This window comes from Streptomyces sp. KR55 (assembly GCF_052245645.1).
Lineage (GTDB): Bacteria > Actinomycetota > Actinomycetes > Streptomycetales > Streptomycetaceae > Streptomyces > Streptomyces flavusporus.
The window spans coordinates 1-16026 of sequence record NZ_JBQQCE010000211.1 but is presented as its reverse complement, the minus strand read 5'-3'; the positions used below and the strand labels follow the sequence as shown (position 1 = coordinate 16026).

14 protein-coding genes and 2 pseudogenes are annotated in these 16026 nt (G+C 68.7%); 2 read left to right on the top strand and 14 right to left on the bottom strand.

Annotated features, from left to right (window positions below; translation table 11 throughout):
• From ACTWQJ_RS27865 to ACTWQJ_RS27830, 8 genes and pseudogenes are all read right to left on the bottom strand, one after another.
• Positions 1-503, bottom strand: a pseudogene (locus ACTWQJ_RS27865) (RNA-guided endonuclease TnpB family protein); the annotation flags it as partial.
• A 218-nt stretch (positions 504-721) separates the two neighbouring features.
• The gene (locus ACTWQJ_RS27860; RefSeq protein WP_443309297.1) at positions 722-1261 is read right to left on the bottom strand and encodes a GNAT family N-acetyltransferase; all 540 of its coding nucleotides are present in this window, start codon (positions 1259-1261) and stop codon (positions 722-724) included.
• Positions 1254-2375, bottom strand: coding sequence for an IS630 family transposase (locus ACTWQJ_RS27855; RefSeq protein WP_443309296.1), 1122 nt, complete (start codon positions 2373-2375; stop codon positions 1254-1256). The genes ACTWQJ_RS27860 and ACTWQJ_RS27855 overlap by 8 nt, the downstream gene beginning before the upstream one ends.
• A 130-nt stretch (positions 2376-2505) precedes the next feature.
• Positions 2506-3375: a carbohydrate ABC transporter permease gene (locus ACTWQJ_RS27850; protein WP_385515101.1), complete on the bottom strand. Its 870-nt coding sequence runs from the start codon at positions 3373-3375 to the stop codon at positions 2506-2508.
• Complete coding sequence (locus ACTWQJ_RS27845) at positions 3372-4334, bottom strand: carbohydrate ABC transporter permease (RefSeq protein WP_443309295.1); 963 nt, start codon at positions 4332-4334, stop codon at positions 3372-3374. The genes ACTWQJ_RS27850 and ACTWQJ_RS27845 overlap by 4 nt, the downstream gene beginning before the upstream one ends.
• Complete coding sequence (locus ACTWQJ_RS27840) at positions 4328-5665, bottom strand: ABC transporter substrate-binding protein (RefSeq protein ID WP_443309294.1); 1338 nt, start codon at positions 5663-5665, stop codon at positions 4328-4330. The genes ACTWQJ_RS27845 and ACTWQJ_RS27840 overlap by 7 nt, the downstream gene beginning before the upstream one ends.
• On the bottom strand, positions 5662-6642 hold the full coding sequence (locus ACTWQJ_RS27835) for a GNAT family N-acetyltransferase (protein ID WP_443309293.1): 981 nt from the start codon (positions 6640-6642) through the stop codon (positions 5662-5664). Before ACTWQJ_RS27835 ends, ACTWQJ_RS27840 begins: the two co-directional genes overlap by 4 nt.
• A 226-nt stretch (positions 6643-6868) precedes the next feature.
• Positions 6869-8089, bottom strand: coding sequence for an exo-beta-N-acetylmuramidase NamZ family protein (locus tag ACTWQJ_RS27830; protein WP_443309292.1), 1221 nt, complete (start codon positions 8087-8089; stop codon positions 6869-6871).
• Between the two features lie 340 nt (positions 8090-8429).
• On the opposite strand from ACTWQJ_RS27830, the gene ACTWQJ_RS27825 reads away from it, so the two are divergent.
• Complete coding sequence (locus tag ACTWQJ_RS27825) at positions 8430-8861, top strand: hypothetical protein (RefSeq protein ID WP_443309291.1); 432 nt, start codon at positions 8430-8432, stop codon at positions 8859-8861.
• Between the two features lie 602 nt (positions 8862-9463).
• Here ACTWQJ_RS27825 and ACTWQJ_RS27820 read toward each other — a convergent pair.
• Complete coding sequence (locus ACTWQJ_RS27820) at positions 9464-9628, bottom strand: hypothetical protein (RefSeq protein WP_443309290.1); 165 nt, start codon at positions 9626-9628, stop codon at positions 9464-9466.
• A gap of 497 nt (positions 9629-10125) precedes the next feature.
• Here ACTWQJ_RS27820 and ACTWQJ_RS27815 point away from each other — a divergent pair, with 497 nt between their 5' ends.
• Entirely contained in the window at positions 10126-11502 is a 1377-nt protein-coding gene (locus tag ACTWQJ_RS27815) for an MFS transporter (protein WP_443309289.1), read from the top strand.
• A 432-nt stretch (positions 11503-11934) separates the two neighbouring features.
• On the opposite strand, the gene ACTWQJ_RS27810 is transcribed toward ACTWQJ_RS27815, so the two are convergent.
• From ACTWQJ_RS27810 to ACTWQJ_RS27790, 5 genes and pseudogenes are all read right to left on the bottom strand, one after another.
• Positions 11935-12330 (bottom strand): VOC family protein, encoded by a 396-nt coding sequence (locus tag ACTWQJ_RS27810; protein WP_443309288.1) that lies wholly within the window; start codon positions 12328-12330, stop codon positions 11935-11937.
• A gap of 130 nt (positions 12331-12460) precedes the next feature.
• Positions 12461-13609, bottom strand: coding sequence for a transposase (locus ACTWQJ_RS27805; RefSeq protein WP_443309287.1), 1149 nt, complete (start codon positions 13607-13609; stop codon positions 12461-12463).
• 50 nt (positions 13610-13659) lie between these two features.
• Positions 13660-14016, bottom strand: coding sequence for a transposase family protein (locus ACTWQJ_RS27800; RefSeq protein ID WP_443309286.1), 357 nt, complete (start codon positions 14014-14016; stop codon positions 13660-13662).
• A 301-nt stretch (positions 14017-14317) separates the two neighbouring features.
• Complete coding sequence (locus ACTWQJ_RS27795; protein ID WP_443309285.1) at positions 14318-15058, bottom strand: group II intron maturase-specific domain-containing protein; 741 nt, start codon at positions 15056-15058, stop codon at positions 14318-14320.
• Positions 15059-15641: 583 nt separating this feature from the next.
• Positions 15642-15761 (bottom strand): annotated as a pseudogene (locus tag ACTWQJ_RS27790) (hypothetical protein); the annotation flags it as partial.
• Between the last annotated feature and the right edge of the window lie 265 nt (positions 15762-16026).

The following is a 16026-nucleotide window of genomic DNA, read 5'->3' as shown; positions in this document are numbered from 1 at the left end:
AACGTCCCGTCACGCAGCATCAGGTCGGACTCGCCCTTACGGTACTGGAGCATCTTCAGTGCCTCGGGCGAGCACACGAACGGGATTCCCTTGATCCGGCCCGCGACCGTCCAGATGGAGACGGTCTGCTCGTCCAGGTTCCAGGTAAGGCACCGGTCGTCGAACGGCTGGGCCGCGTCCTCGCGGAAGACGACCGGCTTGGACTCCGCCTTGCGCCGGGCCTTGCCGGTCAGGTGGCCGGCCCTGATGTTCCCGGCCATCGTCGCGTAGGCGTCCACGACCTTCTTCACCACCCGCACCGCCGGCTGCGCCGACAGATCGAAGGTGGCTTTGAGGTCGTAGTACACCTCCTCCTGCAACTCGTTGCGGCGCTTGAGGCCCTTGTCGAACGCCACCACGGAGACCCAGTTGGCGCCCCGGTTGCAGGCACGCAGGGTCGCGGCCAGCGTGTCGGCGTCATGAGCCGACCGGGGCCGCAACTTCACCTGCGCAACAATCTTCACACAAATCACCCTAGGAAGCCCGAACGAAGTAGGTCAACCCGGGGCCGTTCTGGGGGCTTTGAGCCGCGCAGCGATGCTGCGGCGCTCCGCGCCGCACGGCCGGGGAAGCCATTCCTCCCCGGCCCGAAGGCCGGGGCATCCTGGCTAGTGGCTCATCTCAGAACGTTGAACGGCCATGGACACGGCGTTCGGTGAGGTCTGTCGGTGTCCGGGGCTGCTCAGTTCGGCAGCCTTGCTGCATAGATCCAGTCGAGGCCGTCGTATCCGGTTTCGTCGAGGTGCTCTGCTCGGGTCAGGCCAGCGCGCACTGCCACGCGTTGCGAGGCGATGTTGGCCGGCCGGACGCGGGCGATCAGTGGGAGGTCGGGAACGTGGCGGGATGCCCATGTGGTGACCGCCGCTGCGGCCTCGCCGGCGAAGCCCTGGCCCCAGGCCGAGGTGGCGAAGCGGTAGAAGAGGTTGAGGACTTTCATGCCGTGCAGTTCCATGGGCTTGATCCCGCAGAACCCCAGTTGCAGGGCGGAGCCGTGGCGTCGGACGACCCAGTACCCGTATCCGCACCGCTGCCACTGGTCGTTCCAGCGGCGATACAGTTCCCCGGCCTCGTCGAGCCGGGTGAGCGCGTCGGAGGGGTTGTGCAGGCAGGTTTCGGGGTCACGGTGGATCGCGAAGATCGCGTCGATGTCGGCTTCGGTCGGACGCCGCAACGACAGTCGGGCGGTCTGCAGTTGTTCGTCTGCCGGGTTCGGGTCACTCATGTGAAGATCGTAGAAGTGCGTCAGGCGGCCTGGCGGGGTAGTCGGTCCAGGCGCGGATCGGTGAGTCCGGCGCGAAGTTCGTCTTCGGCTCGGCGCGGGCGTTGCGCCAGCGGACGTAGGCGGCGATGGCGGCGTTCTGCTCGTCGTGGCTGCGGTGGTCGATGCCGTTGAGCGCGAAGTAGCGCAGGGCCGCGAACTCCGATTCGATCCAGTTCAACCAGGATCCGTAAGTCGGGAGGAAGACCAGCTCGATGTCGTTGTCGGCCACCCAGGTGCGGACCTTGGCGTGCTTGTGCGGGGAGAAGTTGTCCAGCACCACATACAGCTTCTGGCCGGGCCAGCGGGCACGCAGGGCCTTGAGGAGGCCGAGGAACTCGCGCCACCGCTTGCGCGGGCGGATGCGGTAGTACAGCCTGCCGGTGGCCAGATCGAGGGCGGCGAGCATGTGTCTCACACCGCCGTAGCGGTTGTAGGTGGCCCGCAGCCGGCGCGGACGCCGTACCGGCCCCCATGCCTTGCCCTTGCGGGGCATCAAGTTCAGCGGCCCGAATTCATCGACGCAGATCACCCGCCCGTCGGCCGGCGGGGTGTCGTACAGCGCCAGGACACGCTGCATCTTGGCGATGAACTCGGGGTCGGTGGACGCCTTCCACGTGGTGGTGGTCTTCCAGGAGACCTTCCCGGCGCGCAGGATCCGGCGCAGGGTCTCCCGGCTGATGGCGGGGATCACCTTCTGCCTGACCAGGTGCTCAGCGAGCTTGCTCAGGCTCCGGGTGGAGAACGCGGTGATCTTCCAGTCGGCGGGGGACGTCCGGGCGATCAGGCAGATGTGCTCACGCACCTCGTCACTGATCATCCTGGGGCGTCCCCCGCTCCATTTTGGGTCCAGCGCGTCGAACCCCCGCTCGTTGAAGGCGTGGATGACATCGCGGACGTAGTCCTCGCCGACCTGTATCAGTGTGGTGATGTCCTTGACCGTCCGGCCCTGGGCGGACATCACCACGATCGCCCGGCGGAGTCTGACCGGGTCCTTCGCACTCCGGCTGATCCGCTGCAGCTTCCGGCCCTCGTCCATCGTGAGCGGCCGGACGAACACACTCGGTCGACGTCCCACGACCACCTCCAAGATCAGGTCTTGGAGACAGTCTGCTGATCGACGAGCAGCAGGTCGATTACCCGGCCGACGATGCGTGACGAGCCACTAGATGTGGGTGAAGTCCACATCGGGCGCATGCCGGAGCTTCTCACTTGAGGCCGCTGAGCATCACGCCGCGGATGTAGTACTTCTGCAGCAGCAGGAAGAGGATCAGGACCGGCAGGATGCTCAGGACGAGACCGGCCATGACGATCGGCATCGTGCGGGTCGGGTCCACGTAGTCCTGCAGGAGCTGGATGCCGACGGGCAGGGTCATCACGTCCGGGTTGGCGGTCGAGATGAGCAGCGCCCAGATGTACTCGTTCCACGCCTGGACGAAGGTCAGCAGACCGAGCGTCAGCACGACCGGCCTGGTCTGCGGCACGACGATCCGCCACCACACAGCGAACTCGCCGGCACCGTCGATGCGTGCGGCTTCCAGGACCTCGTCCGGGATCGAGACCATGAACTGGCGCATCAGGAAGATTCCGAAGCCGTTGACGAGGAACGGCATGGCGAGCGCCGCGATGCTGACGGTCAGGCCCGCGCCCCCGCGCCCGAACAGGTCGTTGCCGCCCGCAAGTGGCCAGTGCACCAGGATCAGGAAGTGCGGGATGAAGAAGAGGAACGGGGGGAACATCATCGTCGACAGCACGAGTCGGAAGATCAAGTTCCGGCCGGGGAAGCGGAGTTTGGCGAGCGCGTAGCCGGCGAGCGACGACGTCAGCAGCACCGATCCGGTGATCACGGCGGTTGCGATGACGCTGTTGCGGAAGAGCACCGGCAGATCGAGCTGGTCGATCGCCGCCCGGTAGTTCGACAGGTCGAACGCCTTGGGCAGGAACCGGTACGGCAGCGTGCCGGCCTCGCCGGCCCCCTTGAACGACGTCATCACCATGTCGAGGAACGGCACCACCGTGAGCACGGCGCCGGTCACGACCACCAGATACGACAACCATGGGAAACGGCGGCGGATCATACGTCCTCCTCCTTGCGCCGGAAGAGCCACAACTGCGCCAGGGTGACCACGAGGATCACCACGAACAGTACGAAGGCGGCGGCGCTCGCAGGGCCCCAGTGGCCGTACGAGAAGGCCTGCCGGTACATTTCCAGGGCAGCGACGTTGGTCGCGTCACCCGGCCCGCCCTTGGTCATCACGGTGATCAGCGCGAACGACTGCAGGCCGTTGATGAGCTGGGTGATGCACACGAGGAGCAGGGACGGCCGCAGCAGCGGCAGTGTGATCTTCCAGAAGACGGTGACCGGCCCGGCGCCGTCGAGCGCTGCGGCCTCGTAGTACGACTGGGGAATGGACTTCAGCCCGGCGGTCAGGATGAGGATCGCCGAGCCGAGCGAGGCCCAGGCCTGGACGACCACGACCGAGGGCAGCGCGGTGTCGGGGTCCTGGAGGAAGGCCACCGAGCCGAGCCCGAGGGTGTTGAGGACGCCGTTGACGAGGCCGCCCGGCTCGTACATGTACTTCCATACGTTGCCGACGGCGACGACGGTCGTCACGATCGGCAGGAAATACAGGGTGCGCCACAGCCCCTGGAACCTCAGGTTGTCGATGCAGGTGGCGACGACGACGGAGCCGGTGAGCGCGAGGACCACGGTGCCCAGGGCGAACAGCAGCGTGTTGGTGAGGATCGGCGCCAGGAACGTCGATCCGTCCGCGAAGAGACCCGTGAAGTTGTCCGTTCCGACCGGTTGGATGCCGCCGAGGTCGAACCCGGTCCAGCGGGACATCGACAGCAGCAACGCGAAACCGAGCGGCAGGATCAGGAAGACGGCGAAGAACAGCAACGTCGGCGCGAGGAAGAGATAGGCGACGACGGCCTGGCGGCGCCGGGTCCGGGCGCGGCCGTCGACGGCGGGCTCGGCGGAGCGCGTGGCGGGTGCCGGCCGCTCGGTCGTCGCCGGTGTCAGCGCGTTCACCATGAGCGCGACACCTCTCGATCGACCTGACGGCGGGTGGTGCGCAGTGCCTGGTCGACCGACTGCTGACCGGTCCACAGCGCCTCGATGTTCTTGCGCAGCAGCGATTTGGCCTGTTGTGCGCCGGGCACGTTCGGTTCCGGCACCGAGTACGCCAGCGCGTCCAGGAAGGGGCGCAGGTTTGCATCGCTGTGCGCGTCCAGGAGCCTGCGCATGTCGTCGGCGCGGCCGGTCAGGGAGCCGGCCGACACCTGCAGGGAGCTCATCCGGGTCGCTTTCCCATCCTCCTTGGCGCTTCTGACGTTCACTTTCTCGGTGTTGAGCCAGCGCAGGAACTCCCAGGCTGCGCGCGGGTGCTTGCTGGCGGTGTTGACCCCCAGCATGAAGCCGGTGCAGAGCGTGGCGCGCTTGCCGTCCGCCTCGGGAAGGGGCAGCGGTGCGACGCCGACGTCGCGGTAGTCCTTGCCCATCAGGGTCTTCAGGCTCCCGGTCCACCAGCCGGCGCTGACCACCATGGCCACCTGCCCGGACCGGAATGCCTTGTAGACGTTGATACCGGGGGCGCTCGCACCTTCGGCGACGAGGCGGTGCTCCAGATCGAACACGGCCCGTCCGGCCGGCGAGTCGATGGCGGTGCTCCTGCCGTCCTTGGAGACGAACCTGCCGCCGGCGGCGTTGAGCAGGGCGAGTGTCTGGCCGACGGTGGTGGAGTCGTCAACGGTCGACAGCCCGAAGCCCTGGACCAGTGTGTTGCCGTGCCGGTCGCGCCGGGCGGTGCGGTAGGCGGTCTCCTCCAGCTCCCGCCAGGTGCGTGGCGGGCCGTCGATGCCGGCTTCGCGCAGCAGCCGCTTGTTGTAGTAGAGGGCGTACGTCTGCACCTCGGTGGGGTAGCCGTAGATCTGGCCGCCCACCGAGGCGGCGTCGACCGCGGCTTCGCTGTAGCCGCGTGTGATCTCCTCGGCGTGCTCGGCCGGAGCGGGCCGCAGGACGCCGGCCTGGACCAGTTGGCCGTTCCACAGGCAGTACGGGTGGAGGATGTCGGCGCCCAGGCCCGCGGCCTGCCGGACCATGAACGTGGTCAGCAGGTCCGTGAACTCGACGGCCTTGGTCTGCACCTTGACTCGGTCGTGGCTGGCGTTCCACTCGTCGACCGGGCCCTGTAGGGCCTCCTTGAGCACCCCGCTGGCGTAGTGGGAGAGCAGGGTGAGGACGATCGGGTCCCCGGGCCGCCCGGTGCCCTGGTGCGATGCGCATCCGGAGGCGAGCAGCGCCGAGGGGAGCGCAAGCGCGAAGTGGCGGCGGCTCAGGCCGCTGGTGCGGCGTGCCGGCGTCATCGAGCGGCCGTCCGGCGCATCACGCGGAACACGCGGGTCGTGGTGAAGCCGCTCTTGCGGTACATGTGGCCTGCCGGGGACTGCGCGCCGGTCCACAGGAACCACGCGCAGTGCGCGCGGCGCGCCCGCATCCTCTCCAGGACCAGGTGCAGGAGGACCTCGCCGAGTCCGGTGCCGCGCATCTCCTCCAGCACGCCGATCGGGCCGAACCGCTCGTCCACCGCGTCGAACGCGCCGTGCATCGCCCAGCCGACCATGCGGCCCGAAGGGTCCCGGACGACGACGATCCGGTCGAGCGGCGTGCCCGCGGCCAGACACGCCCGGATCGTGCAGGCCCAGTCCGGACCGAAGTGGCTCCCGGCGAGCGCGAACAGGTCCACCAGGTCGTCGTCGGACGGGGTGGCGAACCGGTAGCCCTGCGCCGTCAGTTCCTCCACGCGGCGCGCGACGTCCTCCGGGAAGCGATAGCCCACCAGGCCACGGTCCATCGCCTCCGCCTCGTACAGCGTGCGAAAGCCCAGGGACTGAAGGAGCAGGGCCGCTTCCGGGTACGTCTCGGCGTCCAGGCCGGGCAGGACGTAGTTCGGGGTGTACGAGGAGAAGTCCACCCGGGTGCGGCCGTGGCGGTGCAGCCAGTCGAGGGCGTCGGCCAGCAGCCGGCGGCCGAGGCCGCGCCTGCGGGCGGCCGGGTCGACGAAGAAGAACGGGATCCAGCCCTGCTCCGGCTCCAGGTCGGTGCCGGTCATCGGCGTCAGACGGCGCACCGCGTAGGCCGCACCGACGACACGGTCCCCCTCGACGGCGACCCGAAGACCCTCCGGATCGAAGTTGGCGTCGAGCAGCACCAGGGAGCGGAAGCGGTCCGCAGTGACGGGGTCGGCCGGCGCACTGCGCCGCCACACCTCCACCACCTGCGGTCCGTCGCCCGCGCGAAAGCCACGGATGTCGGCCCGGGATGTCGTTGTGCGATCGGTCATCGGGGGGGTTGTCCTTCCATACACCGGTCAGGGACGGCGTCGGGCGTCGCTTGCAGAGCTGCTGCGGTCTGGTGTGGGGTGAGCTGCGCCACGGCGATGAGGGTTCGGTTCAGAGGGCGCGTGGGGCGATGAGGCGGTCCGCGCCCGGCTGCTCGGTGGGGGGCAGGGTGGCTCGGCCCAGGGTGTCCGTGGCGGCTGCCGGCTCTGCGTCAGCGTCCGCTTGGCGTCAGGGCAACAGCAGCAGGTCGCGCGGTGCGGCAGCAGGTCTCAGGGGTATAGCGGCACGTCGTCGTCGGCCCATCGGCCGGGCGGCGTCGGCAGTGGGTCGTCGCCCGCGTCGACGGCACGCCGTAAACGGTCGGACCCACAGCAGGTCGGTGAAGGGACGTTGGCCGCTGCCCTTCACACCGCTGTCAGCGGCGCGCCACGCGAAGCGGTCCGAATACAGCCGCCGCAGCGTATTGAGCATCGCCACGGCGGTACGTACGGGAGCGAAGACCTCGCGGTCGGTGACATGGAGCTGGACTCCGCGCAGCAGCCGCCCGGCGTGTTTGTGGAACGCCGGTACGAACCACAGATCACGCAAGTGCACACCCGGCAGGTCGAGCTCGGCGAGCGGGGGCGCGAACCGCGCGTCGATGTACGGGGCTCCGACGATCTCGAAGGGCTGCGTGGTGCTCCGGCCCTCCGGGAGGTTCCTGCCCTCGAACGGGCACGTCCCGGGGTGGACGGTGGCCGTAGCGGGCGTCGGGATGTCCGGCGAGGGCGCGACCCACGGCAGGGCGGTTGCCTCCGCGTCCACGGCACGCTGCCGGCCGACGACCTGGATCACCGTCAAGTCGACTGCACTGCTCGCCACATGGGACACGACCGAGGCGTTGAGATACCAGGCGAGCTCGCCGCAGGTGAGCCCGTGCCGGACGGATACCGCGGCGCGCCCGAAGAAGCCGGCCCACGTCGGGGCGAGCAGCGGGCCCTCGCTGACGAGTCCACCGAGGGGATCGGGCCGGCCGGCGGCCGCGAGCCGTCCGCCCGTACGGGCCGCCGAGGCCATCAGGCCGAACATGGTCCATACGCAGGTGTAGAACCTGGCCCCGATGTCCTGCAGGCCGTACACCAGGGCGTCGACACCGCTGTCGAGCAGCAGTTTGTCGATATGGTCGCCGCTGCACCGGTGCGTGTCGTGGACCGGCAGACCGGTGGGGGGATCCGCATGAGCGGCCTCGCTCTCGCCGCCCTGACCGCTCCCGTGCAGCCCGTGCTCGGGCCCGGACAGGGCGACCAGCCGCGCGCCGACCTCAAGCAGCGCGGGTGCGGCCGGGCGCAGGTCGGGCAGAACGCCGGTGTGGTTGGTCACCGGCCCGAGTCGGCCGGGCCGGGCGAGTCCGGGCGAGGCGTGCAGTCGTGCGATCCCGGTCGTCACCGCGACGCGGTCGTCTGTGCTCATCCTTTGCCCCGTCTGCCAGTGACATCTCGAAGCCACGGCAAGAAATCTACTGGTATGTCCTGTAGTTACGCAATTGTCAACTGCCGCAGCGGCAGCAGCCTCGTCGCAGCCGGCCACGCGGTCCTCGGCAAAGACCGCGGCTACCACGCTGCACCGGGCCGCGACGACGTCGGCGCCGTCACCATCCTCCAGGCCGACGGTGACGAAGACGTTCATGCCGCCTGCACCGTCGAAGTTCTGAAGGCAGCGCCGCCGCCCCAGCGGTCCCCTCGCCGACCTGATCGCCGCCTGCGCTACTCGGCGACTGACCGGGCCGCTCCCCGGCCCCGCCACCACAGATGTGACAGCACCGGGCCGCACAACAGCCGGCATCGTCCCGGCGCGAACCCTTCGGGAGCTGGCCGCAATCTGGCATCGCCAGCTCCAACTGCCCGATGCCGAACCCGCCCACCCCGCAGCCCGCGAGGCCCTCACCCGCTGGACCGACAGCAGCCCGTTGCGCCGCACCGCAGCAGCCGTCCTCGCCCATCTCGAAGCCACCGCCCGGCCCCTCGACTCCGTCTGCCTCCATGGCGGTCCGGTCATCGGCAGTCACTACAGCGACACCGTATGGCAGAGCGGCATCGGATTCGGCTGGCGCCACTACCGCAGCATCTCCCACCACTTGAAAGAAGGCACCGACTGGTTCGAGATCGTCCGCCCTGCACGGATCCAGCCGCTGCACACCCTCCACATCACTGTTCAGGACCGCTCCGCCCTGCCCCGCCTGTGACGAGAACGCTCATGTTCGGGTGAGCGCCGGCTGGCGCTGCCGGTCCGGCCGCCCAGGACCGCAAGGTTCGCGCCAGATGCCCCGCCGGCACATGGCACCACCCGGCCGGCTGCCCCTGCGCCACTGCATCGAGGAGCACCTCGCCATCGGGACGCACACCACGTCCTTGGTGCACGGGGTTAAACCACTCCCACCATGCCGTCAGGTCACTTGCCTGTAGCCGGTAGGCGGCCGCCACCCTGTGCAGAAAAGACCACGTCGTTTCCCCTTGGAGGGGCGTCACGCAAGATTGCCTCCACAGCATCGCCTTCGCCCCCTGGGTGGGACGGTGTAACCGGCCGCCGGGTCGCCAGGCCACCCTGGCAGTACGCCCGGGCGCCTCCTGGAGGGCTTCACAGCGTCCATGGCCCGCAGCGGCAGGGCGTTCGCGGTGGAGCCCAGCAAGCCTGAATCCCACCGCTGAGCAACGGACGGCCGAACAGGACGAGCAGTGGATGCCTGAGCAGCAGACGCGAAACCACCCCGCCTGACGGAGCCGGCATCCGCTCGGCACCAGTGGGAAGGCGCAGGGGCCGGCTCGCGCGCCGCGGCGTCCCACGTCGTCAGCCGGAGGCCTGGGGAGGGGCGTCCGGGGCTTCCGGAGCTTTGTCGACGAACTCTCTCACCAGTCGCCTGACCTGGCCGGCGGGCGCGGCCTGCTCCCACTGGTAGGCGGGTGAGTGCTGCCGGTACAGGAGGCGGAAGCGGACCGATCCGTCTTCCTGCACCTCACCCCACGGGTATCGGGGCTGCTCCGTACATGAGCCGTGAGGATCGAACACGAACGTCTGGAGCACGACGTCGGGTTGGTGGCGTGATGGCACGGTCCTTTCACGGCGGCATCCGTCGCACCGCAGGAGATGCCGCACCGCGCCTGGCCGGTTGATGAACCGGTAGCCGCCGCCTTCGCAGGTGTTGCAGCTGGCGCACACCGGACCTTCTCCGAACTACGGGTTCCGCCTGCTCGGTTTGCGCGAGAGACGAGCGAGGCCGCCTTTCGCGTCGGGTCGCCGACGGCTAGGGTTTGGGCGCAGCGAGTCACCCACGAGGAGCTGAGACATGGTCGGTCTTCCGAGCGCGCGTTGACGTTGTAGGCCGTGACCGGCCTGTCATCGCGTGCTGCCCTTGATGTTGCGGCACAGCGAGCCTTCCCCTGCCTGAACCGTCGGCGCACCTGTTGTGCGCCGGGTGACGGGCCTCGTTGTCGGCAACCCGAGGGATCCCCGTGCCGTCCGCTTCCTCCGCTGTATCGGATTCTGGTCGATCTGTTCCGTCGAGCCTGTGGCGGGACGTCGACTTCCGCAGACTCTGGATGGGGCAGACAGCCTCCCAGCTCGGTGAACACGCAAATCTGGTGATTCTGCCGCTCTTCGCGGTCTTGACGCTCCATGCCAGTGCCGGCGAGCTGGGCGTCCTTCGCGCGGTGGGGCAAGCGCCGATCCTGTTGCTCTCGCTCTTCGTCGGCGCGTGGGTGGACAGGTGGCGGACCCGCACGACGATGGTGCTCACAGACGTCGGTCGGGCCCTGGTCCTGGGCGCCGCCGCCGTGGCCGGCCTCTTCGGCTGGCTCGGACTGCCCGCGCTGCTTGTTCTTGCCTTCGCCGTCGGAGCCCTGTCCGTGTTCTTCGACGTGGCATACCAGGTGTCTCTCGTACGACTGGTGAAACGCGACCAACTGGTGCGAGGCAACAGCGCGCTCGAGGGCAGCCGGTCCGCAGCGCAGATCGGCGGTCCCGCTCTCGGAGGTGCGTTGGCGTCCCTGCTGTCGGCGCCGATTGCTGCCGCCTCCAACGCGCTGCTCTTCGCGCTGTCGTGCGTGTCGATCCGGCGGATCCGCCGAGCCGAATCGATCCCGGAACGCGCGGAACATCCCCCGCGGGTCTGGCAGCGGGTTCACGAGGGCATGCGTTTCGTCGCCGGCGATACCGCGCTTCGGACCGTGTGCCTGGCCTCGGCCGCCTTCCAGTTCTCCTTCGCGGCCGTGATGACCGTCTATCTACTCTTCCTGCCGCGCGAACTGCACCTGTCGGGCACCGTCGTAGGGCTGGCACTCGCGGCGGCGGGACCGGGCGCGCTGCTGGGCTCGCTGCTGGCCGCCCGCCTGCCGAGCCGGTTCGGCTATGGGGTGGTGCTCGTGTGCGCGGCGGCACTCGGCGACGGCGTGTTCCTGTGTGTGCCCGCGCTTCACGTCTCCTCTGCGGTGACGGTTCCCGCGCTCCTGGCGGTCAGCTTCGTGTTCGGGCTCGGCGGCCAGTTGGTGAATGTCGCGGTCATGGCCGTCCGGCAGGCCGTCACTCCGGACGGGATGCAGGGCCGCGCGGCCGCGACGATCACGTTTGTCGGCATGGGGTTGACCCCGCTCGGTTCTCTGCTCGGCGGATTTCTCGCGGAGGAGTGGGGGCTGCGCACCAGCCTCCTGGTGACGGCCGCAGGCATGATGCTGTCCCCGGCGGTGATGGCTTTGTCTCCGCTGGCGCGCCTTGGACGGGAGCTTCCGGCCCCGCGCGACGCGCCGCCGACGGCCGCTCACCCTGAAGCCCAGGAGATGGCCCTCCGTGACACTGATGCGGCTCATGGCGCAGCCACTGAAACCGGTTCATGACAAAAGGCCAGGGCCACCGGACCGTCCGGCAACCTGGCCGAAGGTCGGCAAGCCCAGGTGGGTGACTGTGGCCTTGAGAGCGGCATCGGGTTGGGCCGGCTTGTCCTCGGCGCCGGCCAGGCTGGTCTCAAGGCCTTCAACCTCGCCGAGCCGCCCCCCGGCTGGGCTTCGGCGACCCGATCGGTCAGGTTGTCGCGAATCTCGATCAGCCGGTCTCGCTGCGACGGCTCGGGCCGGAGGAGCGGGCATCGGACGCTCGCGTGCTCGTGGATGCACGAGGTCCCGAACGCCCTTGCGTAGGTCCCCAGGGTGGCTTCGTAGTCGAAAACGGGGTTCTGGCACAGATCTTGGGGAGCGGTCGCGGAGGGCTACTGAGGTCTTCTCGGCAACGTGAGGCTGCGGTGAGTGACGGGGCGGGTGCCTGCTCGCGGCCTAGTTCAGCGGTGCCAGGGTGCGTATGACGCAGAACTCGTTGCCCTCGGGGTCTGCCATGACCACCCAGTTTCGGTCTGAGCCTTGGCCCACATCCGTCTTGGTAGCGCCGAGGCCGAGCAATCTGGTCACCTCGTTCTCGGTGCTGCCGTCGATCGGGCTGACGTCGAGGTGAAGCCGGTTTTTCACGGTCTTACCCTCGGGCACCTGGATGAACAGCAGGGTGGGCGGCATCTGGCGAGCCCGGACATCCTCGACGGTCGGCACCCAGGAGCCGATCTCGACCTTGCCCTCGCTCCGGTCGATCACCTTGAAGTCCAGGACCTCGCACCAGAAGGCCGCGAGTCTCTCCGGATCGTGGCAGTCAACGGCCAACTCGGTGAACCTACTTGTCATGACTCTCCCAGATAGTGCGGACGGGACTCAGAGTATTGGCCCGTGCCGCCCTCGTCCTGCTCCAGCTTGAACACGGCCGCACCACCTGAACAGAGGTCACGAACCGTCAGGCGACGTTACCGACAAGGGTTCACTGAAGGAGGATCATCTTGCGGAGCAGTTCGAATCCGGCTCGACCGTAGAGCTGTCTTTTGATCTTCTTGATGCGGTTCACGGCGCCCTCGGTGCCGCCGGAGCTCCATTCCAGGGTGAGTCCGGCTGTCACAGCGTCGAGGTCTCGGAGCAGGTGGAGCGCGAAGCCGGTGAGGCCGGGTAGTTGGCTGGCATCGACGGCGTTGATCCACGCGGGAAGCGTGGTGCCGAGGCGGCTGGTGAGTATCTCGCCGAAATTGCGGACGTGTCCGGCGGCCGTGTCCAGTTCGGGACAGCGGGCCAGGACGTCCTTCAGGCCGGCCCGGTCTTCCTCGTTCAGGGTCGTGGGATGGCGGGTGAGCCAGCCGGTCACCTGCCGCACCTTCGGCGGCGGGGGCGGTGCGTCTGGCGGAGAGGCGCGGAGGGTTGCAATGTAGGTGGGGACCATGGCGTAGGTGACGGGGGCGTGTTCGGCGAGCAGTTCGCCGTGCAGGCGGGTGACGCTTGTGCATCCCTCGGCGAACCGCCGCTCCAAGTAGGGCTTGTAGGGGTCCAGCCGGCTGGACCGAGGCCGGGTTTCGCGCAGGGTGTCCTGCCAGTGCACGGCGCGGGCATACCGCAGCACGGTGTTGAGGCCCCAGCCCAGGTGCCGGGCGATCGCCCGCCGCGAGTGGCCCTGCGCGAGCAGCTCGTGGACCAGGGCGTGTGCGGCCTTCTTGCGCTGGGCCCGCCGGCCCGCAGGGTCCGGGCCGGGAAGCCCCGCCTCGTCCGGCGGCGTGTCAGCGTCCGGCGGCCTGGGCGGCGCCGGAGCGCGCAGGCACTCGCGGTGGGCGGCGACGCAGGTCTCCACGGCCCGGCCGAGGCCCTGCCACAGGTGGAAACGGTCGGCGACCTGGAGAGCGTCGGGGGCGCCGAGCCGGGCTCCCTCGGCGTAGGCGCCTGCCCGGTCCCGGCAGATGATCTCCACACCGGGGTGGGTGGTCAGCCACGCGGCCAGCGGTCCCGCCTCGCGTGTCGGGAGCACATCGACCACGCGATGGGTTTCTCCGCAGGTCAAGAGGGTGGAGTAGGTCTGCCCCCGGCGGATCGCGAAGTCGTCCACACCCAGCACGCGCGGCGTGCTGAACAGCGGATCCGGCAGTGCCATGACCCTGCGCAGCAAGGTCATCCGCCCCGCACTGATGCCAAGTTGGCTCGTCAGGCGGGCGCAGGCCCGTCCGGCGAGCGCGAGCCCGACACGTCCCAGAACGTGGTTGAGCCGCGTGGTGAAGCGCGCGTATGGGTGGTCAGCCGAGCGAACGGCTCGGCGAACGTACGACGCGGGCAGTCCGCCCCGCAGCAGATGAAACGCCGGACCGTCAGCCGGATCACGACGCTCTGCCCGCCGAGCGGAAGATCCTTCAGCCTGCGCTGGTAAAAGTCGTGCACCCGGCCCGAGAAGCGGCCACAGTCCGGACATGCCGCGCCGGCTGCCCGCCCTCTTGCCGTCACGTCGACCGTGCCGAAGGCAGCGGTCACCGCCTCGACGTCCACGTCGTCGATCCCGCCGAACACGAGAGAGTCCCAGAATGATGCGTCGGCCTGCATGACAAGCACCGTCACCGGCCACAGCGGACCACGGTGGAGACCGTCACACACCTGACGGAGCGTCATCCTCGTTTGTCGTGCGGCACGGTGTGCGCGGTCTCACGTGAAACCGACCCTCGCAATCGAACACCGCGGTGACCCTCCGCGACCGCTCCGCTGAGTAGGCCCGGAGCGCGGTGCCGGGATTGCTCCCGGTCCGTTTCTCCGGGCCTCTCGCCGAACCCGTCGTGCGCCTCTCAACGCAACGGGCTCTCCACGGTCTCTGTCGTCAGACGGGGTTCGCAGGCTGCCATGGGGTGGGGATCGTGGGCCGGTATCGGTAACGGCTGACCGTGACCGAGGCAATCCGGAACAGTTCGATCCCGTCTGCCGCGATCGGCTTCCATCGCCCCGTGGGGGTGGTGAACCGGCGACGGACGTCGCCCCAACTCCAGCGGTGACGGGCCCGCAGCATGCGGATCAGTCGCCACCACACGAAGGCGTCAAGCTTGCTGAAGACATGCTTGGCGACCGCGTGCTTGAAGTAGTTGGCCCAACCGCGCATGATCTGGGTGAGTCTGATCAGTACGGCGGCAAGATCCTGCTGCGATGTCCTGCCCGTGATGGCACGGATCTTCGCCTTCAGCGACCGGAGGGGCCGGTCGGCGATGAAGGTGTAGACGTGCCACTTGTTCGTCCCCCCTTTGCGTTTCCACTGGATGCGGAAGCCCAGGAAGTCGAACCCGTCGCTCATGTGCACGATCCGCGTCTTGGCCCGCGACAGACGCAGACCCAACGGTTCGAGCACACCGGCGGCTTCTTCGCGCAGTGCCGCGGTGTCGGTCTCGGTGCCGAACACCAGGACGACGAGGTCGTCCGCGTAGCGGACGACCCGCCACGTCGGTTGACCTTTGCGGCGCCGGTAGGCGCGTTTGCCTTCGGTGGCCATCGTCCCGCCCGGCTTCCAGGGCCCGTGCAGGTGCTCGTCGAGCACCGACAGGGCGATGTTCGCCAGCAGCGGGGACAGCACGCCTCCAACGCAATGGGTAACTCGGGCGCATGTCGCCCTCTGCGTCGGAATCCGGTGACTGACCGTGTTCGGCTGGGGTGTGCTCGCGGATCGGGATGCGATGCCGGATGGCGATCTTCTCCGGGCCGATGAGGACGTCTTGGACCAGGAGCCGGAGCACGCGTTGACGTTCGGGAACCGTGGCTGTCCGGTTGTTGGCGCGGAGTTGGGAAAGGAAGCCTTCCAGGTCGTGGGTGAGCTTGAGGTAGGCATCGCGGTCAGCGAGCTGGGCGATGAGTGCATCGAGCTGACCGCGCAGGCCAGCCTCGCGGGCCCGGAGTTCGGGCATGCGGGCCCGCAGTTCATCGATGGTGATGAGCTGTTCCTGGTATGCCTCGATCATGCGGGAGATGCTGCGGGTGGCCGCCGTGAGGGCGGTTTCCAGGCGGGCGCGTTCGCGTCGGGCTGGGTCTGCGGTGCGGGCCTGCTCCAGGCGCCGGTCGATCTCCGTGCGGATCAGGGCGGGGTCGGCGAGCAGGCCCGTGACGTGCTCCCAGACGAGAGTGTCGAGGTAGTCGGCACGGACTGGCTTGTTGGTGCAGACGCGGCCGCCTTCGTAGCGGTAGTCGTCAGAGCCCAGGCACCGGTAGTAGTAGATCTTCTTGTTGGTGGTGCGGGTCGAGGTGCGGTAGTAGCCGTATCCGCAGCTCGCGCAGGCCGCTATGCCCTGCAGCAGGGAAGGGACCTTGGTGTTGCGGGAGGCGAAGCGCTTGTTGTCCTGAAGCCGCTTCGCGGCGCGTTCGAAGGTCGCAGGGGTGATGAGCGCGGGAACGGGGATGGCGATCCATTCCTCGCGGGGCCGGTCGATGGTCTTGACCGGGCGTGGGGTGGCCCGGCCTTCCAGGCGTGCCCGGCGGTTCAGCCCGGCAGGCTCGTGCTGGACCTGGGTCTTGCCGAAGACGGCGGCGCCTGCGTAAGCGGGGTTGCGG